Annotated in this window: 29 protein-coding genes and 2 pseudogenes; 21 read left to right on the top strand and 10 right to left on the bottom strand. The window is 53.6% G+C overall.

Going from position 1 to position 25,933, the window contains the following annotated elements; genetic code table 11:
- Positions 1 to 488 precede the first annotated feature (488 nt).
- Positions 489 to 1,358: a YitT family protein gene (locus tag OMP38_RS33415; protein WP_420869793.1), complete on the bottom strand. Its 870-nt coding sequence runs from the start codon at positions 1,356 to 1,358 to the stop codon at positions 489 to 491.
- A gap of 207 nt (positions 1,359 to 1,565) precedes the next feature.
- On the opposite strand from OMP38_RS33415, the gene OMP38_RS33410 reads away from it, so the two are divergent.
- The gene (locus OMP38_RS33410; protein WP_277568883.1) at positions 1,566 to 1,985 is read left to right on the top strand and encodes a hypothetical protein; all 420 of its coding nucleotides are present in this window, start codon (positions 1,566 to 1,568) and stop codon (positions 1,983 to 1,985) included.
- 211 nt (positions 1,986 to 2,196) lie between these two features.
- Here the strand turns inward: OMP38_RS33410 and OMP38_RS33405 are convergent, their stop codons facing one another.
- On the bottom strand, positions 2,197 to 2,358 hold the full coding sequence (locus OMP38_RS33405) for a cupin domain-containing protein (protein ID WP_277568882.1): 162 nt from the start codon (positions 2,356 to 2,358) through the stop codon (positions 2,197 to 2,199).
- Positions 2,359 to 3,255: 897 nt separating this feature from the next.
- Complete coding sequence (locus OMP38_RS33400; RefSeq protein WP_277568881.1) at positions 3,256 to 3,843, bottom strand: DUF421 domain-containing protein; 588 nt, start codon at positions 3,841 to 3,843, stop codon at positions 3,256 to 3,258.
- A gap of 33 nt (positions 3,844 to 3,876) precedes the next feature.
- Here OMP38_RS33400 and OMP38_RS33395 point away from each other — a divergent pair, with 33 nt between their 5' ends.
- The 15 genes and pseudogenes from OMP38_RS33395 (at position 3,877) to OMP38_RS33325 (ending at position 18,879) form a co-directional block, all read left to right on the top strand.
- Positions 3,877 to 4,752, top strand: a complete 876-nt coding sequence (locus tag OMP38_RS33395) for an HAD family hydrolase (protein WP_277568880.1) — start codon at positions 3,877 to 3,879, stop codon at positions 4,750 to 4,752.
- 14 nt (positions 4,753 to 4,766) lie between these two features.
- Positions 4,767 to 6,253 (top strand): annotated as a pseudogene (locus tag OMP38_RS33390) (amidase family protein).
- An 81-nt stretch (positions 6,254 to 6,334) separates the two neighbouring features.
- The gene (locus tag OMP38_RS33385) at positions 6,335 to 7,456 is read left to right on the top strand and encodes an SGNH/GDSL hydrolase family protein (protein WP_277568879.1); all 1,122 of its coding nucleotides are present in this window, start codon (positions 6,335 to 6,337) and stop codon (positions 7,454 to 7,456) included.
- Positions 7,457 to 7,481: 25 nt separating this feature from the next.
- A complete protein-coding gene (locus tag OMP38_RS33380) occupies positions 7,482 to 7,982 on the top strand; it encodes an SRPBCC family protein (RefSeq protein WP_277568878.1) in 501 nt (166 codons plus the stop codon).
- Between the two features lie 160 nt (positions 7,983 to 8,142).
- The gene (rlmH, locus tag OMP38_RS33375) at positions 8,143 to 8,622 is read left to right on the top strand and encodes a 23S rRNA (pseudouridine(1915)-N(3))-methyltransferase RlmH (RefSeq protein ID WP_277569032.1); all 480 of its coding nucleotides are present in this window, start codon (positions 8,143 to 8,145) and stop codon (positions 8,620 to 8,622) included.
- 246 nt (positions 8,623 to 8,868) lie between these two features.
- Positions 8,869 to 9,771, top strand: a complete 903-nt coding sequence (locus OMP38_RS33370) for a serine hydrolase domain-containing protein (RefSeq protein WP_277568877.1) — start codon at positions 8,869 to 8,871, stop codon at positions 9,769 to 9,771.
- Complete coding sequence (locus OMP38_RS33365; protein WP_277568876.1) at positions 9,756 to 10,907, top strand: S-layer homology domain-containing protein; 1,152 nt, start codon at positions 9,756 to 9,758, stop codon at positions 10,905 to 10,907. The genes OMP38_RS33370 and OMP38_RS33365 overlap by 16 nt, the downstream gene beginning before the upstream one ends.
- 101 nt (positions 10,908 to 11,008) lie before the next feature.
- Positions 11,009 to 13,282, top strand: a complete 2,274-nt coding sequence (locus OMP38_RS33360; RefSeq protein ID WP_277568875.1) for a sensor histidine kinase — start codon at positions 11,009 to 11,011, stop codon at positions 13,280 to 13,282.
- Positions 13,266 to 13,901 carry a response regulator transcription factor gene (locus OMP38_RS33355; protein ID WP_277568874.1) on the top strand — a complete coding sequence of 212 codons (636 nt, stop codon included), beginning with the start codon at positions 13,266 to 13,268 and terminating at the stop codon, positions 13,899 to 13,901. Before OMP38_RS33360 ends, OMP38_RS33355 begins: the two co-directional genes overlap by 17 nt.
- A 353-nt stretch (positions 13,902 to 14,254) precedes the next feature.
- Positions 14,255 to 14,716, top strand: coding sequence for a MerR family transcriptional regulator (locus tag OMP38_RS33350; protein WP_277568873.1), 462 nt, complete (start codon positions 14,255 to 14,257; stop codon positions 14,714 to 14,716).
- Positions 14,717 to 14,755: 39 nt separating this feature from the next.
- The gene (locus tag OMP38_RS33345) at positions 14,756 to 15,610 is read left to right on the top strand and encodes an SDR family oxidoreductase (protein ID WP_277568872.1); all 855 of its coding nucleotides are present in this window, start codon (positions 14,756 to 14,758) and stop codon (positions 15,608 to 15,610) included.
- 225 nt (positions 15,611 to 15,835) lie between these two features.
- A complete protein-coding gene (locus OMP38_RS33340) occupies positions 15,836 to 16,372 on the top strand; it encodes a Crp/Fnr family transcriptional regulator (RefSeq protein WP_277568871.1) in 537 nt (178 codons plus the stop codon).
- A 149-nt stretch (positions 16,373 to 16,521) separates the two neighbouring features.
- Positions 16,522 to 16,848 (top strand): carboxymuconolactone decarboxylase family protein, encoded by a 327-nt coding sequence (locus tag OMP38_RS33335; RefSeq protein WP_420869808.1) that lies wholly within the window; start codon positions 16,522 to 16,524, stop codon positions 16,846 to 16,848.
- A gap of 372 nt (positions 16,849 to 17,220) precedes the next feature.
- On the top strand, positions 17,221 to 18,429 hold the full coding sequence (locus OMP38_RS33330; protein WP_277568869.1) for a leucine-rich repeat domain-containing protein: 1,209 nt from the start codon (positions 17,221 to 17,223) through the stop codon (positions 18,427 to 18,429).
- Positions 18,430 to 18,525: 96 nt separating this feature from the next.
- Complete coding sequence (locus OMP38_RS33325) at positions 18,526 to 18,879, top strand: hypothetical protein (RefSeq protein ID WP_277568868.1); 354 nt, start codon at positions 18,526 to 18,528, stop codon at positions 18,877 to 18,879.
- Between the two features lie 151 nt (positions 18,880 to 19,030).
- On the opposite strand, the gene OMP38_RS33320 is transcribed toward OMP38_RS33325, so the two are convergent.
- The 3 genes from OMP38_RS33320 to OMP38_RS33310 form a co-directional block, all read right to left on the bottom strand.
- On the bottom strand, positions 19,031 to 19,249 hold the full coding sequence (locus OMP38_RS33320) for a Rossmann-fold NAD(P)-binding domain-containing protein (protein WP_277568867.1): 219 nt from the start codon (positions 19,247 to 19,249) through the stop codon (positions 19,031 to 19,033).
- Positions 19,209 to 19,868, bottom strand: coding sequence for an SDR family NAD(P)-dependent oxidoreductase (locus OMP38_RS33315; protein ID WP_277568866.1), 660 nt, complete (start codon positions 19,866 to 19,868; stop codon positions 19,209 to 19,211). Before OMP38_RS33315 ends, OMP38_RS33320 begins: the two co-directional genes overlap by 41 nt.
- Before the next feature lie 65 nt (positions 19,869 to 19,933).
- Complete coding sequence (locus tag OMP38_RS33310) at positions 19,934 to 20,365, bottom strand: helix-turn-helix domain-containing protein (protein WP_277568865.1); 432 nt, start codon at positions 20,363 to 20,365, stop codon at positions 19,934 to 19,936.
- A 206-nt stretch (positions 20,366 to 20,571) separates the two neighbouring features.
- On the opposite strand from OMP38_RS33310, the gene OMP38_RS33305 reads away from it, so the two are divergent.
- Both OMP38_RS33305 and OMP38_RS33300 read left to right on the top strand, forming a co-directional pair.
- Positions 20,572 to 20,958, top strand: coding sequence for a MerR family transcriptional regulator (locus OMP38_RS33305; RefSeq protein WP_277568864.1), 387 nt, complete (start codon positions 20,572 to 20,574; stop codon positions 20,956 to 20,958).
- Between the two features lie 61 nt (positions 20,959 to 21,019).
- Positions 21,020 to 21,844, top strand: a complete 825-nt coding sequence (locus OMP38_RS33300; protein ID WP_277568863.1) for an NAD(P)-dependent oxidoreductase — start codon at positions 21,020 to 21,022, stop codon at positions 21,842 to 21,844.
- A gap of 70 nt (positions 21,845 to 21,914) precedes the next feature.
- On the opposite strand, the gene OMP38_RS33295 is transcribed toward OMP38_RS33300, so the two are convergent.
- The gene (locus tag OMP38_RS33295; RefSeq protein WP_277568862.1) at positions 21,915 to 22,622 is read right to left on the bottom strand and encodes a nitroreductase family protein; all 708 of its coding nucleotides are present in this window, start codon (positions 22,620 to 22,622) and stop codon (positions 21,915 to 21,917) included.
- On the opposite strand from OMP38_RS33295, the gene OMP38_RS35385 reads away from it, so the two are divergent.
- Positions 22,510 to 22,875 carry a MerR family DNA-binding transcriptional regulator gene (locus tag OMP38_RS35385; protein ID WP_338130731.1) on the top strand — a complete coding sequence of 122 codons (366 nt, stop codon included), beginning with the start codon at positions 22,510 to 22,512 and terminating at the stop codon, positions 22,873 to 22,875. The genes OMP38_RS33295 and OMP38_RS35385 overlap by 113 nt on opposite strands.
- A gap of 126 nt (positions 22,876 to 23,001) precedes the next feature.
- Here OMP38_RS35385 and OMP38_RS33285 read toward each other — a convergent pair.
- From OMP38_RS33285 to OMP38_RS36530, 3 genes and pseudogenes are all read right to left on the bottom strand, one after another.
- Positions 23,002 to 24,194, bottom strand: a pseudogene (locus OMP38_RS33285) (MFS transporter).
- A gap of 114 nt (positions 24,195 to 24,308) precedes the next feature.
- Positions 24,309 to 24,611 (bottom strand): ArsR/SmtB family transcription factor, encoded by a 303-nt coding sequence (locus OMP38_RS33280; RefSeq protein ID WP_277568861.1) that lies wholly within the window; start codon positions 24,609 to 24,611, stop codon positions 24,309 to 24,311.
- Positions 24,500 to 24,937, bottom strand: a complete 438-nt coding sequence (locus tag OMP38_RS36530; RefSeq protein WP_420869792.1) for a MerR family DNA-binding protein — start codon at positions 24,935 to 24,937, stop codon at positions 24,500 to 24,502. The genes OMP38_RS33280 and OMP38_RS36530 overlap by 112 nt, the downstream gene beginning before the upstream one ends.
- A gap of 163 nt (positions 24,938 to 25,100) precedes the next feature.
- Between OMP38_RS36530 and OMP38_RS33275 the strand changes: the two genes are divergently transcribed.
- Together OMP38_RS33275 and OMP38_RS33270 are read left to right on the top strand one after the other, a co-directional pair.
- Positions 25,101 to 25,376, top strand: coding sequence for a response regulator transcription factor (locus tag OMP38_RS33275; RefSeq protein ID WP_420869807.1), 276 nt, complete (start codon positions 25,101 to 25,103; stop codon positions 25,374 to 25,376).
- 88 nt (positions 25,377 to 25,464) lie between these two features.
- Positions 25,465 to 25,884 (top strand): S-layer homology domain-containing protein, encoded by a 420-nt coding sequence (locus OMP38_RS33270; RefSeq protein WP_277568860.1) that lies wholly within the window; start codon positions 25,465 to 25,467, stop codon positions 25,882 to 25,884.
- Positions 25,885 to 25,933 lie beyond the last annotated feature (49 nt).

Here is a 25,933-nt window from a genome sequence, read left to right as displayed (position 1 = left end):
GCCTGTCCGGATCGCCCAAGTGTTCCCGGATAGGAACAAAATTGGCCCGCAGCCTGTCCAGATCGCCCAAGTGTTCCTAGCTAGGAACACATGCGGCCCGCGGCCTGTCCGGATCGCCCAAGTGTTCCTGGCTAAGAACAAAATTGGCCCACGGCCTGTCCGGATCGCCCAAGTGTTCCTGGCTAGGAACAAAATTGGCCCGCAGCCTGTCCAGCTCGCCCAAGTGTTCCTGGCTAGGAACAAAATTGGCCCGCGGCCCACCCTGATCGCTCAAGTGTTCCTAGCTAGGAACAAAATTGGCCCGCGGCCTGTCCAGATCGCCCAAGTGTTCCTAGCTAGGAACAAAATTGGCCCGCGGCCCACCCTGATCGCTCAAGTGTTCCTGGCTAGGAACAAAATTGGCCCGCGGCCCACCCTGATCGCTCAAGTGTTCCTAGCTAGGAACACTTGCGGCCCGCGGCCCACCCGGGTCGCCGGTGCCTTTTCGCCTAGTGAATATCGTGCTTTTTGAAATTACCGCCTTTGACCTCGGCCACGTCGTAGACCATGACGAATGCGCTCGGGTCGATTTCGTAGATGATTTCTTTCATTTTGCTCTCTTCCAGCCGGTTGATGACGCAGGTGATCTCTTTAAACTGCTCGTTCGAGTAGCCGCCCTCCACGACGTTGTAGGTAGCGCCGCGGCCCAGCCGGTCGCGGATGGTCTCGACCATCGTTTCGGGATGTTTGGAAATGATCTTGAACGTCTTGGCGCCGCTTAAGCCTTCTTCGACGATATGGATCACCTTGGAGGCGATGTAGTAGGCGATACCCGACATGATCGCGCCCTGCAGGCCGAAGACGGTCGAGACGACGATAAAGACGAATGCGTTCAGGAACAGGATCAGGTCGCTTGTGCCGAAAGGCAGCTTGCGGGACAGCAGCACCGCCAGCATGTCGATCCCGTCCAATGCGCCCCCGTTTCGCAAGGCCAGACCCATCCCAAAACCGATGATGATACCGCCGACAACGGTGACCAACAGCGTATCGCCCTCGAGAATGGGCTTGATGTGATGCATCGTGATCGTGCCGATGGCCAGCGAAGCGATGCCGAGCACGGAGTTGATGGCGAAGCTTTTTCCGATCTGCTTGTAGCCGAGAAAAATGAACGGGATATTCAGAACCGCGATCAACAGGCCGAGCGGCAGTTCGATGAGCTCCGACCCCACGATGCTGAGACCTGTCACGCCGCCGTCGGATACGTTGTTCGGAATCAGCACGGCTTCAAGACCATAGGCCGTTATGAATGCGCCGATGATGACGGCTAATCCCCGCAGCACTTTTCTTAATACGACAGACTGTTTTTTTCCGCTTCCCAATATCGAGACCTCGTTTCCGAATAGATGTCGTTCGTTTTATTTTATCGGATTACGAGGCGAATATCGAACCGTATGGCGCCGCACGCCGGTCGTCGTAAGGACGAGCGGACAAAAAAACCTTGCCATAATGTAGTCTGCGTTACAGAACCCTTCCCGTATATCGCGTATGATGAACGCATAGGAATTCCATCGGGAGGGGTTATTAAAATGAACAAGAAGACGGTATTGAAGGCAGCGGGACTCTTCGTAGCGGGCTTGGCGGGCGGGATCGGCCTGATGATGAGCAGCGACGCCTATAAGGCGGTCAACGATGCCCTGGGCAATTCGACGAGCAATACGATCTGGCAGCAGAATCTGGCGGCGCAGAACGCGCTGAACGCCGCGCAGCAGCAGCAAGCGCAGGTCGGCAAGCTCGTGCAGAACGCGGAAACGCTGAAAAAGCAGACGGATCAAGCCGCGCAGCAGAAGGCGGATGAAGCCGCGAAAAAGAATGAAGAGGCCGCATCGGCGCAGCAACAACAAGAGATGCAGCAGCAGATTCAGCAGTTAATCCAGCAAATTCTACAGATGCTGCAGCAAATGCAGCAATCTCAGAATGAGACGATCAAGGCGCTGACCAAGGTCTGATCGACGTCGCCTTCTGTCTCCGACCGGTTCACCTTGTGCCGCACGTATGCGGAGGGCAGGGTGCCGGTTATTTTTTTTGAACACCTTGTTAAAATACGGCTGCTCGCAAAAAACCAGGGAATCCGAGATCTCCCCGACGTTCATCTGCGAGATCAAGAGCAGGTCTCAGCCTTCTCCCTCTCCCTCGTATTGAAAAGGCGCGACGAACATCTCATGCGCCCTCGGGCGAATTGGGCGCGCTGCGTTCGAGCCCCTTCGGCAACAACAGCATATCTCCCCGGCTCAGCCTGAAGCTTCCCTGCTCCATCTCGAATACCGCCTGCCCCTCCGTCACCGGCACCGCGATATGGTTGTTCGTCCGCGATCGCGGCACCTGTCAACCCGCCTCGCCATGCTCGCAATAAATCGCTGCCGACTCGATCATCGCCCTTTTTCCCCATTTTTCGCGCACATTCCTGCTTCCTCCCTCTCTCGACACCTGTGTGTATTATAGAAGATATCGTAATATATTTCTAAACCTGTGATTGATGTTTCAGGCGACGGAGAAGGATGAATTAATCATTAATGTAAAAATTTAAATGTAAATGATTGACATGAAAAGTGAGGATCGCGATCGGATGGCAAACCGAAGTTTGGGGGGACGTGATCTTAAAGGATTTATCTATATTCGCATTGCGACGGACATTAGAGGTGTATTCATGTCTAAATAAAGTGAGGGGTTTGAATTCGAAAAGCGTTTACCAACAGTTGAAACGATAATCGCTGTATGCCGCAACCGCTAATGACGTCAATTCGAAGAGATAGAATCGCACCGTTCCTCGGGTTCGCTACACATCTTTTTTTCTAGAATAAATCGTAGTATTATTCCAAAATAATTTGGAGACTTCATTGTTACGATTCGCCTGTTTGCCTACGATGAAGTAAGAGGTTTGATGAGACCAAGAGGAGGACTTGACCATGTCTAAAAATTTCCAACGCATGCGTGCGCGTATCGGCATCATGACGGTGGGACACGAATCCTACTGGGAGCTTCGGGAAGGACGCCGGGTTCCTACGTTCGTCGAGCAGTAGTGCAGCGCGGGCCCGACCTATCACTTCGCGCTGGGCGAAGGCAGCCAGGCGGCGGAGATCAAGCGTACCGCGGATATGCTAGGGATCGAGGTTCAGGGGATCTAAGCGATAGGCAGGAAACGGCAGGGCAAGCTAACGGGCTTTGCGCCATGAGCGTCGCAGGGCCCGTTTATATTTCCGCCTCCGCTAGACGGCAGTACTAGTGAAGCTTGTTGGGCGCGGGGGGCTGGTTTTGGGGAATGAGGGTTTCCGCGAAAATGTCGGCTTGCTTCTTGGGGGGCGGCACAACGATCTGCGGGAAGTTCGCTTTTAGGATCTCCTCCAGATCGCCCCTCGTCAAGGGGCGCGCATGCGCCATGAGCTCGCAGCCAAACTCGCCGTTGGTCTCGATCGTTCCGAATTGCACGTCCTGAACGCGGGCGACACCCGCGATTCGCAGCCGTTTTTCCAGATCGTCCACGGTCAGCCGAAGTTTTTTCATATTAGCGGTCAGCGGTTTTCCGTTTTCGATGACCGGCACCGCCGCGCCTTTTAACGCCCTTTCCGCCAGATTCCACTTGAGCGATATCCATTCCGACACATAAAGGACAGCCAAAAACGTAAATACGGCGAGTAATGACTGGGACAGCCCCTTGCCGGCGACATCGGAGCCCAAAATCGCTCCGATCGTCAACAGGACGCCAATCTGGGGGATCGTCATTTCGGCGATCGACTTGCGGCCGCTTAAGCGAAGCAAGAGAATACCGGCGACAGCCAATACGAGGGACTGCCAGAATACGGTTAGCATAGCGGGACTCCTGTTCTTGTTCGTTTTTGGAAGATGATCTGCACGGATACCAGTCTTGCCGCAGGAAAAAACTTGTATACTGGAAGGAAAGGGGAGAGCGAGGGATGGGCTTTGCGCTATTCGGCTGTCGTGCTCGATTTAGACGGAACGTTGTTGAATGCAGACAAACGGGTAACGGACCGCAATCGTCATGCGGTTCAGCAATGCTATGAAAAAGGAATCAAAATTATTTATGCGACGGCTCGCCCGCCTCGGTCGGTCAGACAGTTCCTGTCTGAAGAAATGATAAGCACCGGCACATTCGTCTACTACAATGGCGCGCAGGTGGTGTGCAATCACACGGGAACCTCATTTTGCGAATCCATCCCTTCCGACGTGTCCTCATCCCTCATCGACTATGTACGGGGTCACCAGCCTGATTTGGAATTATCTATTGAAGTCAATGATGAATGGTTCAGTCTTCGAGCGTTGGATTATACCATCGCGATGAATACGGCCTCCAATCCAGTCGTAAAATCGATAGACGAATTAAAGGCGCTGCATGCAACGAAAATATTGATTGCAAGTAGCAGTCCGATCCCTATGCTACTCGAGCGTTTTGGACAGCACGTTAACATCATCGTCACCGATCAAGGCCGGCTGATCCAGATCATGCCGCTACAAGCTTCGAAAGAGACGGCCATTCGGAAACTATGCGAGGTTTATGGGATTGAAATGAGCGACGTCGTTGCGTTTGGCGACGATTATAACGATCTCGGACTGTTCGGGATTGCTGGATATACGGTGGCAATGGGCAATGCGGTGGACGCGTTGAAAGCCGCGGCGGACGAAACGACGGAAACGAACGATCAAGATGGCGTAGCGATCGTATTAGAGCGATTGTTCGAATTGGAAAGACAGAGACAATGACGGGGGACCCTCCAATGGACGTCAATATGAATGAGCGTTTAATAGAAGCGGATATCGCTTCTTTGCAAAATGCGATGGAGGCAGGAACCATAACGTCGGTGGCCTGCGTGCGCTGGTATTTGGAGCGGATCGAGCGGTTCAATCCGAAGCTGAGCGCGGTGCTCGAGGTCAATCCGGACGCGATCGCGATCGCATCGGCGCTCGACGCGGAACGGCGCGAACGCGGCTCGCGCGGACCGTTGCACGGCATCCCGATCCTGCTCAAGGACAATATCGATACGGGCGATCGCATGCATACGAGCGCTGGGTCTATCGCGCTTGCGGAGCACTTCGCGCCGGCGGATTCGGCCGTGGCCGCGCAGCTGCGGGCTGCGGGAGCAGTCTTTCTCGGCAAAGCGAACATGACGGAGTGGGCGAACTTCATGTCCGGCACGATGTGGGCGGGTTACAGCTCCAGAGGGGGGACTCACGCTCAATCCGTACAGTCCAGGAGAGTTTTTCGTAGGCGGATCGAGCTCGGGCTCGGGCGCCGCGACGGCCGCGAACCTATGCGCCGCCGCCATCGGCACGGAGACTTCCGGCTCGATCATCAGCCCGGCTTCGCAAAACAGTCTCGTCGGCTTCAAGCCTACGATAGGTCTCGTCAGCCGCACGGGCATCATCCCCATTACGCATAGCCAGGATTCGGCCGGTCCGATGACCCGCACGGTCAGGGACGCCGCGATCCTGCTCGGCGCGATGACGGTCGCGGACCCGTCGGATGCGGCCATGAGCGTGAGCGGGCGTGTCGCGTATAAGGATTACACGCCATTCCTTGATGCGGACGGTCTGCGCGGCGCGAGAATCGGCGTTGCCCGGCATTATTATGAAGGACTGGACGAGGCCCGGGCGGCGATTATCGAGCGGGCGATCGAATTGTGCAAGGCGCGCGGCGCGATCGTCGTCGACCCGATATCCTTGCCTTGCGAGAGAGCGAAGTGGGAGTGGGACGTAATGCCGTTCGAATTCAAAAAAGGGGCTGAACGACTACCTCGCCAAAGCCGGCCCCGGCGCTTACGTCCGGTCGCTGGACGAACTCATCGCCTATAATGAAGCGAATCGCGACGCCGCTTTAAAATACGGGCAGGACACGCTCATCTGGTCGAACCGGACAAGCGGCGCCTTGACCGAGCCTGAATATGCGGAGAGCTTGCGCCTGAACCGAGAGCTGGCTCGGGAACAGGGCATCGATCACCCAATTCGCGAGCATCGGCTCGACGCGCTGCTGTTTCTCGGCAATGAGGAGGGGCTCGACTTGTCCTCACGCGCGGGATATCCGGCGATTACGGTGCCGGGCGGATATGCGGAGACGGGAGTTATTGCGGAAGGCGGCTATACGACCAAGGGACCGCAGGGCATTACCTTCGTAGGTACAGCCTACAGCGAGCCCGTGCTTCTCCGCCTCGCCTACGCTTACGAACAAGCGACCAGGTACCGTTTTGCGCCGCCCGATCCGGTGTAGTTTTCAAAGCCGGCCTTGGGTTGCCGGGAGACACCGGACAGGATAGAATCGGAGACAACGAGCGAAACGGGGGAACGGTTGATGAAGGCGAACGAAAAGCTGCGGACGTACGCGTTGTCCGAGATTGCGCACACGAAGGTGCACGGACGCACGACGGGGCGTCTCGATCCGCTGACGTTGTTCTGGACGGGGAGCGGCGTCGAATGGAACGTGAAGACGAGCGAGCTGTGGATCGAAGTCGAGGCGGACTACGATGATTGCGAGCCATGGATCAGCGTCCTCGTCAACGGCGCCTGGGTGGGCAGACAGATGGTCGCGGCGGGCAGGCAATGGCTGTGCGTGTTCAGGAGCATGAATGGAGCTGCGGTCAAAAACGTGCGGGTCGTCAAGGACACGCAGGCGATGAGCGGCGACCCGGGCTGCCTGCTGCAGATCCGGTCGGTTCGGTGCGACGGCGAATTTTTGCCGGTAGCGGGCAAGCCGCGGAAGATCGAGTTCGTCGGCGACAGCATCACGTCTGGGGAAGGCGCGATCGGCGCGACCTGCGAGCAGGACTGGATCCCGATGTGGTTCAGCGCCATCGACAACTACGCCGCGATGACGGCCGAAGCGCTGGACGCCGAGTACCGGATCTTGTCGCAGAGCGGCTGGGGCGTGGTGACGGGCTGGGACAACAATCCGCATTCGAGCCTCCCGGCCTATTACGAGCAGGTATGCGGACTGCTGACGGGCGAACGGAATCGGGAGCTGGGCGCGTTGGAGGCGAACGACTTTGCCGCCTGGCAGCCGGACGTGGTGGTCGTCAACTTGGGGACCAACGACGACGGGGCGTTCCACTATCAGGAATGGCGGGACCCGCAGACGGGCGAGACGTACGAGCAGCGGATGAATGCGGACGGCACGATGCACGCGGACGACTTGGCGGTCTTCGAGGGGGGCGGTGGCGCAGTTTGTGGGCAAGCTGCGGCGGTGCAATCGGGACGCGCATATCGTATGGGCGTACGGCATGCTCGGCACGGGGATGCTGCCCGCGATCGAGCGGGCGGTGGGCGAGTACCGGGCGCAGTCGGGCGACGAGAAGGTGAAGGTCATTGCGCTGCCAGGGATGACGGAAGATACAGCCGGCGCGCGCAATCATCCCGGGAAGAAGGCGCATGCGCAGGCGGCTTCGGTGCTGGCCGAGGCGATCCGGCCACTGCTTGATTAAATAAGAGAGGGGCATCCGACGATGCTGGCAACCATTCGATCTATCGAGAACGGCGAGGCTTACGAGGCGCGATTCGAACGTGTATTGGGCGGTTACTCGGTCGCGTCCGTCTGGGCGATGCTGACCGAGAATGAGCAGCTTGCGAAATGGTTTCCTGAACTTAGCGTGGCGGATCTGTGCGTAGGCGGCGCATTCAAGTTCGACATGGGCGGCGGCAACGAGGAGCAGATGGAGATTCTCGCGCTCGAGCCGCTCGCCGTGCTCGCGTATACGTGGGCGGAGGACCGGGTCCGCTTCGAGCTCGACGAGACGCCCGAAGGCTGCCGGCTCGTCCTGATCGAGCGCATCGCGCGAATCACCGATCATACGCCGCGCGATCTTGCCGGCTGGCATGTATGCCTCGATGTCATCGTCGCGCTGCTGGACGGCAGGACGGTGGAGTCGCGCAAGGCGTTGTGGGAGAAGGAATACGAGGCGTATAAGCAGTTGATCGAGCGGGTGCGTGCTGATGTGAGCGAATAGGGGCGGGTCGAATCGATACGTTCTCGTTCTATTATAACGACAGCAAAGGTTCGAATCATCGCCGCGGTGCGAGGGTTCGGATCTTTTGCGTCCATTGCCGCCGATGGAATAAGCTGTAGGTAACAGATTCAGGATCGGAAGGGCGGTTGAGCGAACGATGATGCAAATTCAAATCGTGTGCGTGGGCAAGCTGAAGGAGAAGTACTGGTCGGACGGCGTGGCCGAATATTCGAAAAGGCTGGGCGCCTACGCCCGGCTGGATATCCGCGAGCTGCCGGACGAGAAGACGCCGGATGCCATGAGCCCGGCCGAAGAAGAGCAGGTCCGCGTCCGCGAGGGCGAGCGCATCCTCGCCGCGCTCAAACCCGACGCGCACGTAGTCGCGCTCGCCATCGACGGCGACGCCTGGTCCAGCGAGCAACTTGCCGCGCACCTGGATCGCCAAGCCGTCTACGGCGGCGGCGCCTTCGCCTTCGTCATCGGCGGCTCGCTCGGCCTCTCGCCGGCGGTTTTGGCGCGCGCTGACAAGAAGCTGAGCTTCGGGCGCATGACCTACCCGCACCAACTCATGCGCGTGCTGCTGTTGGAGCAGGTGTACCGGGCGTTTAAGATTAACCGGAGAGAACCGTATCACAAGTAGGGCGAAATATGTGGTTTAACCGACCCTGGCATAAAATACGCATTTGTGTGGTAGAATGCAACGGGAATTTTTACATCTGCCCTATACGGGGATATAGAATCGGCATTTTGCGCGATCCCGCAAAAAAAGATGGCGGGGATGCGTCGCAATTTGGCCCTTCTATACGGATTCGCGGATTACGGTCATTTGGTAGGCTTGATTCATAACCAGGAGGTTAGATCAAGCCGATTACAAAGGAGACCGCAAATGAACTTCAAGATCATGAACGTCCCAAGAGCGCTGCTTGCGTCCGCATTGATTTTTTCGCTAGGCCTGTTCACCCCGGTCCTGTATGTCGGAAAACCAAACGCCGCTTCAGCCCAATCGGTTGGGGCTTCCGCATCCATAGCCGCGCCAGGGCCGTCCGACCCGCAAGAGGTCGCCGCTTTTATGGATAGCTTCTTCGCGCGTCCGGAAGTGAAGGCTGCGCTGGCGGGCGCATCGGTTGTCATCGTGAAGGACGGCAAGGTGCTGCTGAACAAAGGCTACGGCTATGCGAACGTGGAGACCCAGAAACCGGTAGACGAGCGCCATACGTTATTCCGACTGGCATCGATCTCCAAGACGTTCACTGCGATGGCGGTCATGCAGTTGGCCGAGCAGGGGAAGCTGGATCTGGATCTGGATGTGAACGGCTACCTAAAGGGCATGAAGATCGCCAATCGAACCGGCTCGCCGCTGACCGCCAGAGATCTGATGACGCACACGAGCGGCTTTGATTTTACCGACATACCGGAGGATGAGGGCGACCCGGACGGTCCGGTCTACAGGCTGGATGCCTTCGTGGCGGACCACATGCCGACCGTCATCCGCAAGCCGGGAGAGGCGTTCCGTTATGACAATTACGGCTACAATTTGCTCGGGTATCTCGTTGAATGCGTCTCCGGACAGAAATTCGAGGATTATATCGAGAAGCATATTTTTAAACCGCTCGGTATGGACAATAGCCGGTTCGTGTATATGCCGGAATTGGCCGCCAAGCTGGCTACGCCGTACGACGCTTCCGGCGAGCCGATCGCGCAGTATACGACGTATCCGTACAACTCCCCCGGACGGGGGCTTGATGTCGACGGGGGGGGGATATGGCGCGGTTTATGCTCGCTGAGTTAAACGGAGGCAAGCTGGATAACCAGGCGGTTCTGCAAGAGAAGACGATGCAGGCGATGGAGCGGTACAGTGTGTCGATTCATCCGGATATCCCGGGCGTCGGCTACGGCTTCGAGTCGAGCTTCCCCAACTTCAATAACGGACAATTCGTTATCGACAAGAGCGGAGCGGGATCCGGCTTCCAGTCTCAGCAGTGGCTGCTTCCGGAGCAGAAGACGGGATTGTTTATCGCGCTCAACAGCGCCAAGGACGCCCGCAAGATGAGAAGCTTGCTGTTCCAAAGCTTCATGGATCACTACTTCCCCAAACCGGTTACGTCTCCACCTTCTTATATGAACACGCTTAAGAGCGAGCTCCAATACTTGGAGGGTACCTACAGCGATCTGCGACTGCCGGCATGGCATTACGAGGTTGAAGCGACCCATGGCGGATTGCTCGTGACCGACGCGTACGGCGTGCATGAACTGAAGCAGCTCAAGGATCTATTATTCATAGACGACACAGGCCGACTAGCCGCGTTCAAGAAAGACGATAAGGGTCGCATCGCCTATTTCGAGTACAACAAAGCCGACAGTTGGTCGGAGCGGCTGCCGGACGTGAAGCTGTATGCAGATGTGCCGCCAGATTCGCCTTATGCAAAGGATATCCGATATTTGCGGCAGCAGGGATTGCTGGAGCGGGAAGATCCGCTGAACTTCAATCCGGAGCAGCCGATTACGAGAGCCCAGTTCATGGGATGGCTCATTCCGACCTTCGGCATCAAGTTGTCCGAGGAGCCGATTATGTTCAAGGATACCAGGAACAGCCCGTATGCAGCGGAGATTCAAACCGCGCTCGAGGGCGGCGTCATTACCGGCATGCCAAAGGGAACCTTCGAGCCGAATCGCTCCATTACTCGGCAGGAGGCAGCCGTTATTCTTTCCCGGCTGCTACAGCTTGGACTCGGTATCATGCCATCTGCCAAAGTTCAATTAAAAGGGCAAACCGACGCCTGGGCGCTTGACGGCGTTCAACATATTGTGGCGAGCGGCTACTATGGCCCGGAGGTCACCCCCGATGCGGACGGGGCGTTCGATTATCGTTCAAGGCAGCCGATGCTGCGACAAGAAGCGGCCGCGATGATACATCGTTATCCGTAAGGAGCCCCGCAATCGCACAATGCTCGGCCATGCCGCTCCGGCATGGCCGTTATCCGTATTTGGCAGAATAATGCTATACTTGGACCGGAGGATCGATCGCGATGACTACAGCGTCCCATCTGGCTACCCGGCATAAATATGGGCGGCGTCTCTATATGTCTCTCGTGTTCTTCATCCTGTTAGCCGCGTATATTCATATTCAAGCCCTCAAATCCCCGTATATCGGCCTTGTCCTGAAGCCGTTACCGGGGAGCGGTTGGCGGATTGAAGCCGTGGACGAGGGCGGCCTGGCCACGGATTGGCGTCTTCAGCCCGGGGATCGCGTCGTCATGCTGGATCCGGATGCGAAGCTGACCCGAGAAGGGGAGTTCTACCGGCTACGCCAAGCCGACGATTTATCGGTAGCGCGACCTGCGGAGGGGCTTGTCCATTATCATCCGGCGAACCTATCCCTTTCCGCTTTCATTGTATCGATAGCGATGGAGGCGCTGCTGCTCGGACTTGCTGTCTACGCGCTTCGGAGACAGCCGGAGTCGGCGGTCATTCGTTCCTTTTTCAACTTAAACTACTTGCTTGCGCTTGTTATTCTCAGCATTTACTCGCCGGAGGGCAGTCTGTCACAGCTTCTGCTGACCTATTGCTCCATTTGGCTTCCCTATTTACTGTTATCCTTCTATTTGCAGTTTATTTATCGCGCCTCCGTCTTCCGTCTTCAGAAGCTGAAGGGCGTCTTTTTGCTCGGTACCCTCGCGTTTACGTTTGTGATGACTTACTTTGTTGTCGCGGAGATCGAGGTCTTCAAGTGGATCACGGACGTGCTCAATTGGGCGCTGCTCGGAACGACGCTACTGCTGGCGGGCGTCACCTTCCGAAGCTGGAGGCTGTTCGACCGGGTCGAGCGCAATCAACTGCTCATGCTCTTCGCCGGACTGCTTCTCAGCCTGCTGCCATACACCTTTCTCTACGCGATACCCGTTCTGTTCCAGGAGCCCTTTATTTTGCCGTTGAAGTATGCGCTCATTGGTATTGTCCCGTTCTCTCTCATCTTTACTTTTCTTCTCGTAAAGCGGAGCATGCTCGATATGCGCCTTCATTTCCCTCGGCTCGTCGTGCATGTGCTGTACTTTACGGCTGCATTTATGCTTCTTGTGCGATCAGCCGAGGGCGTGCAGCTACGGCTTTATGTCCTTTTTGTCGTATTTATTGCGCTCACGCTCCTCTATCAAAGAGGGCTGCTGCGTTATCGGAGGAAGACTGTCGTACAGGGAGAAAAGCTGGATCGGCAAAAGCGCGCGCTATCCGCAGATTTGGAATCCAGGCAAGCGACCCGCGAGCTTCTGGCGCTTCTGGCCGAGATGGTCGGCAAGCGGCTGGGCACTCAAGATGTCTGCCTGCTCTGGCAGGATCGTGCGGTTACAATCGTTCAAGGCACGGGAGCCTACAAGGGAATCGAGGGTGAGCCGCTTGAACCAGATTATCGAAGGCCGGAGGAAGCGATGAGCTGGCTCGCTTCTATTGGATTGAGCCGGTTGATCGAGCTGAGAAGTCCATCAGGCAGCGGCGCAACGTTTGGCTATATCGGGATAAGGAACGACGCTTCGGCATTCTCGGAAAAGGAGGTCGGGGAGCTGCTGCGTGAGGCTGCCGAGTGGGTTGTGAGACTCATGTACCAAGCCGATTCCGGGCAGCGTGCCGTTCCGGCAGACAGGTCGCTGCTCGAAGCCCAGGAGGCGGAGCGGATTCGCACCTCGCATTTCCTGCATGACCGGCTGCTTCAGAACCTGATCTTTGTATCGCGCGATCTGGAAGAGCTTTATGACACCGGAAAGCCGGACAAGGAGCGAGTCGCGCTGTGGCTGAAATGCATCTACGAATCCCAGAGCGACATTCGCGCCCTCTGCGACGATCTTCATCCGCCCATTATCGATCACGGGGACTTGCGAGCCGCCGTCGAGTGGCTGATCCGCAGCATGAAGCAAAGGTCGCAGGATGGTATCGAAGCCGAGCTGGTCTATGAGTTGGAGCCGCACGAGCCCCGGAATGAGCTTGTTAAATCGAACTTGTTCCGGGCGATTCGCGAACTGGTGAACAACGTCTTCAAGCATGCCGGAGCCACTCGATTAACAATTCATCTATGGCGAGACGGACGCTATTTGTATTGCGGCGTGCGGGATAATGGGCGCGGCTTCGACGCTGCGACCGTGATGGCCCCGTCTGCAGCAGGGGAGAGGCGCTTCGGCATCCATTCCCTTTACAATCAAATTCGGCAGCTTGGCGGGGAGACGGACATTCATTCGATACCAGGGAAGGGCACATCCGTTCATCTGATGCTGCCGCTCGACAGGGAGGAGATGACCGATGCAGTCGAAAATTAGAGTCGTCCTGCTCGACGACCATCCCCTCGTGCTCGAAGGGCTGAAGAGACGGCTGGAGCAGGAGTCGGATATCGAGGTGCCTCGTACGTTCAGCGATCCGGTAGAACTGATAGAGGGAATCGAGCTTTGCCAACCGGATGTGCTTGTCATGGACATCGCGATGCCGCGGATGAACGGATTCGAGCTCGGTCAGAGGTTGAAGGAGAAGTACGGCCATACGCTTAAAATTATTGTGCTGTCCGGTTACATGTACGAGGAATTCTATAAGAAAGCGTACGAAATCGGCGTCCATGCTTACCTGTCCAAGCAAAGCCCCTATCCGCAAATCATTAACGCGATCAAGCAGAGCATGCTGGGCCATGCGCTTGTCGCGGAGAACATATGGCGTGCCGATCTGGAGAAGCTTACGCGCATGGAGCGAGACGTGCTGCGAAGAGTCGCGGAGGAAAAGACGAACAAGGAAATCGCAGCCGAGCTGTCCATCAGCCAGCGAACGGTTGAGTATCACATCACGTCCATCAACCAGAAGCTAGGTGTAAAGACGCGAATCGGCGCCGTCGCCAAAGGCTACGAAAAAGGGCTGCTTGGCTCGTTTTGGGAGGAGACGGACGATCGTTAGAGGCGTGAAGGGCTATAGGAATCTAATTGGGTTCTTTCGATTCGCTCTATAGATGATGCATACGGTGAACCATATCACAAGTAGGTCGAAATTTTGAAACTGCGAGCCCTTACGGGACTGGATTTTGCTATAGAACAACTGTAGATTGCTATATGAGAACACACACAGAAGGACCTCAAATTTCCACTACTTCAGTGGAGGCTCTGAGGTCCTTTTTTTAACAAAGAAATACGCTCTAAGAGGGGATCAATCCGGACACCCGGTCATATGGTGACGGTAATTAAGATGACTTATAAAAGGCTTGACCTTCGAGCATACTCCAACGATATACTTCGCCTTAGAGGAGGGATACGGTGGGTGATAACTATTCGATCCGACAAGTATCAAATCTACTGTGCATACCTAAAGATTCGTTAAGGTATTATGACAAACTCGGCTTGGTAAGTCCCAAACGAGGGGAAAACAATTACCGCTATTATGACGATCAAGACCTCATTGATTTGCGCTATATCGAGGTCATGAAATTTTGTGGGTTTTCATTGTCAGAAATCCATGAGTTATTTCAACTAAAACGGAAACCTGACGAAAGAAACCATCCAGTATTTATCCGAATATTAGCAGAGAAAGAACAGATTCTAGACAAAAAAGATTGCTATCCATCAATTTGCCAAGCAATATTTCGAGCAAATGCGAGAAGTCATGCTGCAGAAAAAAGGGATGGAAGATGCAGTGAAGGTCGATCAATTAGTTTCAGAAATCTACACGACACTTCGCGAAAGCGAAGAAACGTCACGATAAACAAGGGCAAAAGATAAAAAAACATATCAAACTACTTTTGAGAGGAACTGAGTTTAATGAAAGTATTTGTTACTGGCGGGACAGGATTCATTGGTTCTGGGGTTGTAGCGGAGCTGATTGCTGGAGGCCATGAGGTTATGGGGTTAGCAAGGTCGGACCATTCTGCTCAAAAGCTGTTAGATGCCGGTGCTACCCCCGTATCCGGTTCATTAACGGATTTATCAAGCTTGCAAAGACATGCAGCAGAAGCAGATGCGGTTATTCATTTGGCTTATGATCCGAATATGAGGAATTTCTTTAAGGCAGCGAAAGCGGACCGTCAAGCTATTCATACGATAGCTGAAGCCATCAAGGGAACAAATAAGCCGTTTATTATTACATCTGGCTTTACGGGGATATTCGGTAAAAGTCAGAAAGGGAGTGAACAGGAAACACCGCAATTGAATTTTATTACACGTACTCGCTGGCGCGCAGAGGAACTCCTGTTCACCTATACCGCACAAGGAATCCGGACCATGGTCATTCGTATGCCCCCGGTTGTTCACGGTGAAGGTGACCGGGCGTTTACTTCATTTTTCATAGAATATGCAAGAAAAAATCAACATGTATATTATATAGGCGATGGATCTAACATTTGGCCAGCGGTTCACCGTTTTGATGCAGCGCATTTGTACAGACTGGCACTGGAAAAAGGGAAGTCCGGTTCTGTGTATCATGCGGCGGCGGAAGGCGTACCTGTAAAGCAGATCGCCACTACAGTGAGCAAAAAACTGAATTTACCTTTGAGCAGCGCAAGCAGATTGAAAGCAATTATCAAACTTTCCTGGTTCAGTATGACGGTATCATTGCATACCCCGGCAAATAGCAATTGGACGCAAAAAAGAGCTCGGCTGGAAGGCTGTACAGCCTGATTTAATAAGCGAGTTAAACCAAGACTTCTATTATTCCAAACAGCATTCATAGCAGCTATGCTCCTCCTGAACGATGTACAAATACCAACGAAGAAGCAGCCGCGAGTTGCTCCATTCGCATTTTTCGCCGTTATGCATGTTAAGCTGAACCGTATCACAGGTAACCCCAAATGAGCGCGGCGGTCACCTACCGTTAGTCACCTTGAAGAACCGGAGGTCACGGTTATGCACCCTACCATTAAAGATAAGGCATCCATAACGTTCCCCTGCTTGGCCTCTATCCCCGACGAAATCACCCTATATCGCGTGCAGGACGGCCAAAACTGTGTCCTCATGATGGCTAGTATTTTAGGGGATACCCCTTATGAAGCATCAGTGGAGATCGAGGAGGAAACGGAGCTTTTACTCATACCGATCCCGCTTTTCAAAGATTGGATTGAAATCTGCCAGCCGCTGAAACAATTTATTTTTGGCCAAATGGTTGAGCGGATCACGTCCGTCATGACCCTGCTCGACAGTATCGCTTTCCGGCCGATCACGTATAGAATCGCTCAGTTTCTGCTGGGAAGCACCAACGACCACGACGCGACACTCCGCATTACGCACGAACAAGCTGCGATTGAGCGTGGCACCGCCAGAGAGGTCGTCAGCCGCGCGCTGAAAGTGTTAACGGATAACCGTCTCATTTCCCAGGGCAGAGGATACATAGAAGTCTTGGACCGGGACCGGCTGCTCCAGGTTCTTCAAGACGAGGTCTTGTGACTTTGTCACGGAATGCGCTGCAGGATGCTGCTAAGATGGGTTCAAATCTGAACTTCCAATGAGGTGTAGGAGATGAAAAATCTTAGCGGTTTCGATCGATCCTTTTCTTTCAAGCGGATTCCAGTAGGCGGTATCTCGGGTTGCTGGGCGTGTTCCCGTTGCTGACAGCTGCTTTAGGGACTTGCATCGTCTACAGGTGGCTGGGCATCAGCACTTACCGCGGCAGCAAGGGGGGCGCAGCACAAATGAATTACTATGATCGCAGTAACTTGAAAAAGATCCCTGATCTTATTCGTCTTGCGCCGGAAGCCGCCCAATCGTACTTCACCTTCGAGCATCAAGTGTATGAGGAGCTTAAGACAATACCCCTGCGAACGAAAGAACTTATTGCGTTGGCCGTCGCCCATATAACGGGCTGTCCTTACTGCATTGACACGCATGTCAAAAAAGTTTCAGTCCCTTGGCGGAACACGTGAGGAGATCTTCGAAGCGGTTCTTGTCGCGAGTTGCACGCGTGCGGGTGCCGTGCTGAGTCATGCGACCCATTCCTTGGTTGCCTATGAAGAAGGCATGTCTCAGGAGCAGCAAACGTCAACAGAGGTGCAGCCGAAGGACAAACCGGATTGCTTCTGCTAGGGAACAGGGCATCCCTATAAGGATGCCCTGTGTTTTGCCGATTGGGGGAAGAGATCGATTCGCTGGCCGTTAAGGCTGTAGAAGCGGAGGATCGGGCCTTTTGCCTCCGCTTGAGACAAAGGTAGGGTCTGTAGGCAGGCTTCTCTGGCAAGAGAGCTTCGTATATCATTGATGGCAGACTGATCGAATGGTTCGATGAAAGGATGCTGGAAATGTCAAAAGATAACCAAACTCGTCCTCCCGTTGGCTCGATCAGAGAAGAGGGTTGTTATCCCATCGACCTGACAGGTCCGGGCAGTCACACACTTGTTATACAAAGCGGTGTGGGCAGTCTATCGGTTGGGCCGTCGCGGCTGGGGAAGAAGGCCGACCTTCATGTTGCGCCTGATGCGAAAATCGATTGGACCGTATTCGATGCCTTTTCTACGCCGGCGGGTTCACCCTGGCCGCGATATCTGCGTTATACGGGAAGTGACGCAGGCTTCTTCGATTGGGCGCAGAGGCGTCCCATTGAAGAGATGACGTGGGCTCCAATCCTGTCTGCCGACACCGTGGTGGATGCCAGCCGCTCCAATTTGAATAGCTTGCATATCGAGATGAATCCGTCTGGCGGGCGACTAACCCTGAAGCTTCCGAAGCGATGTTTCCTTCTGGGCGTGTCCGGCGATTTATCGCGTTTCTCGGGCACAGGCGATATGCCATCTTCTCTGACACTGGCGCCGCGTACCGGTAGACGCAAGAATGACACCCCATTCTTGATGCCCGACCTGGGCGAGCTGCATCAAGTGACGAGCCTTGCCCTGCATCATGCACCGCTGGGGCAGCCCATCTCGCTAGCGTTTCTGAGCCGCTTCCCCAACCTAAACTCACTACATTTGCGCGGGAACTTCTGCGATATGGACTTGTTGGCTCGGCATAGCCGGTTAACGGATTTGGAGCTGCGCTTCATGCCTGATCTGGAAGGCTTTCCGTCTTTAAATGCGTGGCCGTCACTTGACACTCTTATCGCTTACAATGTGGAAGAGTCCGAGGGTAAGCGTCTGAAGCAGGAAATGAAAACGCGCGCGAAAACCCGCCCTTGGGCCGGCCATGCTTCGGTGAGCCAATTGCGGAAGCCTGAATGGTGGACTGCCGAGTTCGGACGCCCGTTCTCGTCCTGGCCTAAACATCTGGCCAAGCTGGCTAACGAAGCTTACAACGTTGCACTGGCAAATCTAGCACAGGCCCGCAGCTTGGCCGAAGCCGAGGCGGCTATTACCGCGTTCACCATGCGCTTCAACACGCTCAAAGGCATCGAAACCACCGAACGAGAGGACCTTGCTGAAGCCGTTTGGCAGCTCAGCCAGGCTGATCACCTGGTTGGCCAGCCTATAACGGAAGATATGGCGCTACGCTGGTTCGATGCAGCGCGCAAATACTGATTTAAATGAATGGCGAGGCAAGTGGCCCAATTCCGATTCGCATAGATGAGTATCCAACATCGGTTCTGATATACTGAGAAAAAGGAGAAATGCAGCGTGGGCGTTTCTGTCTATTACACTTGTATGAGAGACCATAACCTTACCGACAGTGAGGAGCAAGAGATAACGGCCATCATCGATAAATACAATGAAGGTTTTGAATTGAAGGATATGGGAGAAACATTTTATGTCTATGACTATGATCAGGATAAGCCAACAGTGATATTTGCAGGTTCTACCAAGCTGCCCTTTTCAGATAATTTCGAAGATACATGGCATGCGCTGTTTTATTGGTTGAACTGTTTGACGGATGTGAGAAGAAGCATTTCTAATGGGGATTGGCATGTGCATCTAGATGATACGGATGCCATCTGGGATGAGGAAGCGGGTTGGCAAATGCCGCAAGATTAGTGCTCGTATTCCCCGAAAAAGTCATGACGGGCATAAGCAAGACGATACGTGGCGGCCACAGGGCCGCCATTCGTTTTTGCCGATAGACGAAACCGGCTGCTCGCAGAGGAAGCCTATCAGTTACCGTGGATGCCGAAGTCCCTGGTGTTCTTTAAACTGGCTTTGCCACATCATCTGCATCCGTGGAGTAAGCCAGCTCTTTCTGTGCTTCCAGAGCGGCCAGTCTGTCCAGCAGGGCTGCCCGGATTTGCTCATAGGCGTCACTGCCCAACGCCATGCGCGTCGCACCCTCTCCCTGATCGACGCGGCGTATAATCTGCTGCGCCATCTTATCCGGATCGCCGACAACCATTTGGTTGAACATGCTCATATCTATACCTGGCAGTTCCCCCCTTCATCAGGCTAACGAACTGGCCCGCCTCCGTATTGCGGTATTCGTCCATCCGCTCGCCGAATACGGCGTTGCTTGTAATAAAATTCGTTCGGATCCCGCCGGGCTCCACCATCGTGGTCTTAATATTGAACGGAGCCACTTCCTTAGCCAGCGCTTCAAAGGCGGCTTCGACCGCCCATTTCGAAGAACAATACAGCCCCATGCCCGGAATTGAATAATGACCCGCCATACTCGAGATCTGTACAATGTGGCCGCCGCCCTGCTTGCGGAAAAAAGGCAGGACTGCACGCGCTGCACGCAGGGAGCCAAGCACATTAGTCATGAACAGATGCTCAATCTGCTTGTCGCTTGCTTCTTCGACCGCGCCATACAACCCATAGGCTGCATTATTGACAAACACATCGATCGTGCCCAGTTCCGAAAATGCGCGTTCCACGACTTCGGCAATTTGCTGAGGGTTGGTCAGATCTAAATGAGCCTGCCATAGCTGGGAGCCATACTGTGCCTGCAGATTATCCAGCACACCCGGCTTGCGTATCGTTGCGGCTACACGATCCCCCCTGTCCAGCAACCGGCGAGTTAAACGTGAAGCCAAGCCTCCAAACGCTCCTGTAATGAAACATGTTTGCTAGCCACAGCACGTCTATTCTATTAACGGGACTAACAGTCCGCTGCCCGATTCCAGGCGATCACATCCGTACCTTCGTCCGTGATAAAAGAAGGATAATAAAGTTGATTTACGATTTTTTGCAAAAATCCCGCATCCGGCCCTCCGTTATTCGGCACTGCAACGACACTCGCCGCGTCTACATGGGCCAGATCGAACAGATGCTTCTGCTCATCTTCGTCGAGCTGAAGCGCTTTGCCGATACTTAGCAGCACTTCCGGCGAAGGATTCACCTCCTTGCCTTGCTCCAGCCAGGTATAGTAAGTCACGCTGATATGGGCAAGATAAGAGACTTCTTCTCTTCGAAGTCCCGGCGTGCGTCTTCGTCCGGGCAGCGGCTGGATCCCCGCCTCTGATGGCTGCAAGCGTTCTCTGCGCGATTTGATGAACTCGCCCAATGCCGATGAGGAACGATTTGTTTTCAAGCAGCTCACCTCTAATTACTTATATGGAAGAATACGTATCGTATTTGAGCAAATAGACCCTAGCTTTACGTACACGATCATTATAATCTCTGTTAAGGTGTCGTCGCCATGCTGCGGCTAAGCCTTCCTTTACATTTTCCAATCCGAATGCTATCATGCAAACATGACGTTAACGTCATATTATATATTGGAGGGAGTGATCCATCATGAACCGCATGCGCATTGGCGATTTGACAGAACGAGCCGGGGTAACCCAGCGCACGGTTCGCTATTACGAGAGCATTGGATTGCTTCCATCGGGCGAGCGCGAAGGCAACGGTCATCATTACTACACGGAAGAAACGGTTACCCGTCTGCAAAAAATCGATCAGTTGAAGAAGATTGGCCTAAGTTTGGAGGAAATTCGGGACGTCGTCGAGCTTTACTTTACGGATACGAGCGGGGTGCAGCCGAAACGGAAAGTCCTTGGCATACTGCGCCGGCATCTGGCCGACACGGACCAGAAGCTTGAAGCGCTTGGGCTATTCCGCAGCGATTTGCAGTCGAATATAGAACGTTTTGAGCGGTGGCTCGAGGCGAATGAAGGCGATTAATTTTTTTTTGCTCTAAACATGAGGTTAACGTCATGTTTATTATTCCAAGGAGGCTAATTTCATGAAGGAAAACGTTGGATTTATCGGACTCGGACTGCTCGGCATGCCGGTCGCCGCCAATCTGCTGCAAGCTGGTTATGCGTTGACCGTATATAACCGCACTCCGGAAAAAGCGGAGCCGCTCGTGGCCCAAGGTGCGCTGCAGGCGTTCCGTCCAGCTGACGCCGTGACAACGGGCGGCATCGTCGTCACCTTGGTGTGGGACGATGAAGCGTTGGAGGACGTCGTCAAAAGCGAAGATTTCCTCGAACGCCTGGGCATAGGCGGTATTCATGTATCGATGAGTACGGTGTCGCCGGATACGGGCAGGAAGCTGGCGGATCTGCACGCGCGGCACGGTTCCGTCTATGTTGAGGCGCCTATCTTTGGGCGGCCGGAGGCAGCCGCCGCCAGGCAATTGTGGATTCCAATAGCGGGTCCGCAGGAAGCAAAGGAGCGGGTGCGGCCGCTGCTGGAAGCGATGGGCGCTAAAGGGATCTTTGACTTTGGCGAGGAAGCCGGTTCGGCTGTACTCGTCAAACTGATTGGTAACTTCCTGATCGTCTCCGCCGCAAGCTCACTGGAAGAAGCGCTAGGAATAGCCGAGCGCGGCGGGGTTGATCCCAAAGCAGCGGTCGATATGCTTACCAGCACACTGTTTACCGCCCCCATCTATCAAAGCTATGGAAAAATGATTGCCGAAAAGTCAGCATCTATATCCCAAAGCAAAATTCCGCAGAAAGATGTCGGCCTCTTGCTGTCGGCGGCGCATAATGCACAAGTTCCAGCCCCGCTTTCCAGCCTGCTGCTTGATATGCTGGAGAACGGAGATCGGAGCAGAACATAAGGCTGCAATACGCTCTACCGCCAATCAAAACTGCCATGAAACTTGCCTGCTAGAAATGCTGGCTGACCTGTTAATAAGAAAAAGAAAGAGTCGAGGCTGTACGGTCCGACCCTTTCTGCTTTCTGAAATATATTCGCATTAGCGCCAAAAAGGTAATCTTCTCGCTATGCAGGCGTACGGATTCATGGCCCTCATCTTTGGCTTTTCCGATGGATAGGATCATGACCGGAACATACCTGTGGTCGTCCAGATCAAATGCGCTAACAACCTGATCACGGTCAAAGCCTGCCATCGGATTGGTATCATACCCATGCGCACGGGCTACCAGCATCAGTTGCATGGCGAATAAACTTGCATCGATTTTGGCAATTTCGATCTTTAATTCTCTAGGTACTTGCGGATACATGCTCAGAATCTGCGCGACCTGCTTGTCGCGTATTTCTTTGGGCATTTTCCCTTGTTCCACAGCCATATTATAAATCTCTTCGACATATACTTCGCTCTGCGTATCTCCCAGAATGATGAGCATCGCCGCAGATGTATCATTTTGTCGTGTATTAAACTGGACCAGTGGCCGAAGCTTGTTTTTCCCTTCAGGGGAATGCACCACGATTACCCGCCATGGCTGCATATTCGCAGAAGAGGGCGCCAAGCTTGCTTCTTGAATGATTGCGCGCATTTCCTCTTCTGAAATTTTGACGTTCTCATCGTACAGTCGTACGGAACGACGGCCGGTCAAAATGTTGACAAAATCGTTATTTTGGATACGCTCCAGCATACATGCACTCCTTTTGATACAACCCATTTATTTTGACAGTAACGATGTCCCGGGTTATCCTAATGTTATTTTGAACTATGAACTTAGGTTTATAGCAAATATAAATTTAATGTTGATTCAGAAGGGAAAAATGATGAAAGCTAACGAAGTTTCTAAGCTGACGGATTTACCCATATCCACTTTGCGATTCTATGAACGCAAGCAGTTGATCCCTAAGCAGTTTATTTCAAGGGTCGGCGACCGATATCGATAACGGGAAGGAGCCGGTGTTGGAAAGGGTCCTTGAGCGGCTGAAATAAAAAGAAGAGAACCGGAAATTCTCCAGGAAAGCCAAAGTCGAGAGGCGGCGCTCCTCAACTTCGGCTGATTTTGCTTTGTATTAGTTTCTGCTGAGCGCTCCGGCGCCCTGTCTCCCGGCACTCATCCGTATCTTCAAGAACGCCACGAGCACGATCGCAATCGCGACTCCAGCCATTCCAACCCATGTAACCATTGACAGGGATGCCCGGTCGACGATGACTCCTCCGATTCCAGCACCTGCCGCCATCGACAATTGCATCGTGGATTGGTTCAGACTCAGCATAATGCCAGAATAATTCGGCTCAATTCGCACCAGATTGTATTGTTGGGTTGGACCGGAAGACCAAGCCGCAAACGACCACAAGGTCAGGAGGGTCACAATCGGCAGCCAGGCGTGCGTATAGGTAACGGTTAGAGAGAGGAGAAGCAGCGCGGTGACGTGCAGGAGCATCCCCCCCGGACAAGGTCGGGAATACCTCCCATTTATCCGTGCTGAAGCCGCCGAATTTGGATCCAATCAGGCTGGCGATGCCGAATGCCAACAGCACGCCGCTCAGCATTCCTTCTTTCAAACCGGCAACATGAAGCAGGTACGGTGAAATGTAGGTGTAGGCAATCGAGTACCCGCCAAGCCAGAAAAAGGTAATCGCGAGCCCTAGCGTTACGTTTCCGTTTTTCAGGAAGGCAAGCTGCTTGGACAAGGGAATCGGTTGATCCCCTTGAACCCGAGGGATGACGGCGTACAGTACGAACATAGCCGCCAGACCTGCCAGTGCCAATATGCCGAACACGGATTTCCACCCGAATTGCGCTGCGACGATGCGGCCAAGGGGCACGCCGATAATCAAGGAAGCCGTAAAGCCCATAACGACGGTAGCAATCGCGCTCGCTTGTTTGCCTGCGGCGGCGATTTTCGCGGCAACGTCCAAGGCGGTTACCACGACCACTCCCGCGCCTATGGCCATGACCACGCGAGCTGCGACAAATAGGGAATAGCCAGGCAAAACGAATGACAATATATTCCCGATTACGAAGATACCTAGCGCCCCAACCAGCAACTTTTGTCTTTCCACCTTTGCCGTCAATGCCATAAGGATCGGGGTGCTGATGGCGTATACGAAGGAAAAAATCGTGACCAACTGCCCCGCTGAGGTAAGGGAAATGCCCATTGTATCCGAGATCTTGTCCAAGATGCCGGAAATAACATATTCGGATGTGCCCACCAAAAAAAGTAACCAAAGCCAAGAAATAGACTTTCCACGTGTTAGACATGCCTCTTCTTCTCCTTCTTCGTTGTTTAATGATCGCTGTCAAAGCTACATATCGCGATATATCGATATTTTGTGCAAAATAAAAACTGAATACGTTTGAGGTATTCAGTTCAGATTAGAGTTGCTGGTTCAAATAGGCAGCCAACTCGCTGATCTTCTCTTCGTCCCGTTTGTAGTACGTGTATTTGCCGATCCGTTCGGTCCGAATCAGTCCGGCCCGTTGCAGAATGGACAAATACTGCGAAGCCGTTGACTGCGTCATATTCAACTTATCCGTCACCTGACTGACACATACCCCGATTGTCCTCATATCCACTCCTTCATGGGGCACAAAATGTTTTTCGGGCTCCTTGAGCCACTGTAGAATCTGCAGCCTCGACTCATTAGACAATGCCTTGAACAACTCAATTGGATCCATCCTCCCATTATATCTACATTTTCCGATATGTCAATAAGATAAAGGTGGTTGCCTTTTCTATCTAAAAGGGTAGGCGTACAACCCGTATCGTTAAGATCGGGATCCTGGACGATTTCTTGATAGTGATCCAATTTATATTCGATAATCTTCTGAACTTCCATTAATCTAGAAATTTCATTTTGGATCTTTTGCTTATGATGTTCGAGTATAGACATTTTTTCGGGAATGGCATCGTTACCGCGGCTTGAGAGCTCACGATATCGCTTCATTTCTTCTATCGTCATTCCCGTGGCCTTCAGTCGGGTTAAAAATAGGATGCTTTGCATCTGTTCTCTACGATAGACTCGATGCCCATTGCGGTGGTCCGCTCCAAATCGAGGTTATCGTCCATTATTTCGAATGCGCGCATAATACCTGCCGAGTTGAACAGGATCCTAGGGTGGGTTTGTATGTTCTTAATTTGCGTGCGCTCTCGATTGCGATTTTCTTATTCCACGTCCCAAGTGTCGGGAAGATCGCTCGGACGATAAGGATACGCTGGAGGCTTCGAAACCCGCAATTTCAATCGTCGTAGCGTTAACGAGCCGTGAAGTGGATATCCTTCGTCTCATGGGCGAAGGATTGTCCAATAAGCAAATTGCCTTTCAATTATCGATAACGGAAGGAACAGTCAAGACGCATGTGATCAACGTTTACGGAAAGCTGCAAGTGAACAAACGGGTGCAGGCGATTAACAAAGCGAAGGAGCTGCAACTGTTGAATTAGCATTATGAGGTCCGATTTCGTATTGGGCCTTTTTTCATATTCATTTTAGCGGACAATATCCACAATCGTGAAAGGTGAGTGAAAGCAAGTGAAAGTTACAAGGGCTGAGTTCGTTTCCATCCTAGTGAAGGCACTCAAGCTGACAGCAACGACCGGCAACAGCTTTGACGATACAGCAAGCCATTGGGCTAAGGATGCGATCGGTACGGCTGCGGCTTTGGGTATGGTCTCCGGTCTTGAAGATCATACCTTCCGTCCGGACGATCGGATTACTCGAGAGCAAATGGCCGTGATCGTCGTCCGAGCGCTTAAGCTGACGGCATCCAGTAGGTCCATTGACTTTAAGGATCATTCAGCGGTTTCTGGTTGGGCCATTGCAGATATAGCAGCCGCAGTCGAGAAAGGACTAATGAAAGGCTACAACGATGGCACATTTGGGGCAAAGAGCAATGCTACGCGTGCCGAGGCTGCCACGGTTATTCTTAAAGCCGTTTCTATTAAGCAATAAGTCATAAAATCGTATTCCTTTGTGAAAATCGGGGCATCTCCATAAATAG

It is taken from the genome of Cohnella ginsengisoli (genome assembly GCF_029525555.1).
Lineage (GTDB): Bacteria > Bacillota > Bacilli > Paenibacillales > Paenibacillaceae > Cohnella > Cohnella ginsengisoli.
Note: the sequence above shows the minus strand (reverse complement) of the source record. Positions and strands in the feature narration are given on the sequence as shown.

Coding starts and splice junctions, on each gene's coding strand:
- OMP38_RS33410 (WP_277568883.1), top strand. CDS start 1,566: ATGAACAAGAAGACGGTATTGAAGGCAGCGGGACTCTTCGTAGCGGGC.
- OMP38_RS33400 (WP_277568881.1), bottom strand. CDS start 3,843: ATGCTAACCGTATTCTGGCAGTCCCTCGTATTGGCTGTCGCCGGTATT.
- OMP38_RS33395 (WP_277568880.1), top strand. CDS start 3,877: ATGATCTGCACGGATACCAGTCTTGCCGCAGGAAAAAACTTGTATACT.
- OMP38_RS33385 (WP_277568879.1), top strand. CDS start 6,335: ATGAAGGCGAACGAAAAGCTGCGGACGTACGCGTTGTCCGAGATTGCG.
- OMP38_RS33380 (WP_277568878.1), top strand. CDS start 7,482: ATGCTGGCAACCATTCGATCTATCGAGAACGGCGAGGCTTACGAGGCG.
- rlmH (WP_277569032.1), top strand. CDS start 8,143: ATGCAAATTCAAATCGTGTGCGTGGGCAAGCTGAAGGAGAAGTACTGG.
- OMP38_RS33370 (WP_277568877.1), top strand. CDS start 8,869: ATGAACTTCAAGATCATGAACGTCCCAAGAGCGCTGCTTGCGTCCGCA.
- OMP38_RS33365 (WP_277568876.1), top strand. CDS start 9,756: ATGCTCGCTGAGTTAAACGGAGGCAAGCTGGATAACCAGGCGGTTCTG.
- OMP38_RS33360 (WP_277568875.1), top strand. CDS start 11,009: ATGACTACAGCGTCCCATCTGGCTACCCGGCATAAATATGGGCGGCGT.
- OMP38_RS33355 (WP_277568874.1), top strand. CDS start 13,266: ATGCAGTCGAAAATTAGAGTCGTCCTGCTCGACGACCATCCCCTCGTG.
- OMP38_RS33345 (WP_277568872.1), top strand. CDS start 14,756: ATGAAAGTATTTGTTACTGGCGGGACAGGATTCATTGGTTCTGGGGTT.
- OMP38_RS33340 (WP_277568871.1), top strand. CDS start 15,836: ATGCACCCTACCATTAAAGATAAGGCATCCATAACGTTCCCCTGCTTG.
- OMP38_RS33330 (WP_277568869.1), top strand. CDS start 17,221: ATGTCAAAAGATAACCAAACTCGTCCTCCCGTTGGCTCGATCAGAGAA.
- OMP38_RS33320 (WP_277568867.1), bottom strand. CDS start 19,249: ATGAGCATGTTCAACCAAATGGTTGTCGGCGATCCGGATAAGATGGCG.
- OMP38_RS33305 (WP_277568864.1), top strand. CDS start 20,572: ATGAACCGCATGCGCATTGGCGATTTGACAGAACGAGCCGGGGTAACC.
- OMP38_RS33300 (WP_277568863.1), top strand. CDS start 21,020: ATGAAGGAAAACGTTGGATTTATCGGACTCGGACTGCTCGGCATGCCG.
- OMP38_RS35385 (WP_338130731.1), top strand. CDS start 22,510: ATGATTGCGCGCATTTCCTCTTCTGAAATTTTGACGTTCTCATCGTAC.
- OMP38_RS33295 (WP_277568862.1), bottom strand. CDS start 22,622: ATGCTGGAGCGTATCCAAAATAACGATTTTGTCAACATTTTGACCGGC.
- OMP38_RS33280 (WP_277568861.1), bottom strand. CDS start 24,611: ATGGATCCAATTGAGTTGTTCAAGGCATTGTCTAATGAGTCGAGGCTG.
- OMP38_RS36530 (WP_420869792.1), bottom strand. CDS start 24,937: ATGCAAAGCATCCTATTTTTAACCCGACTGAAGGCCACGGGAATGACG.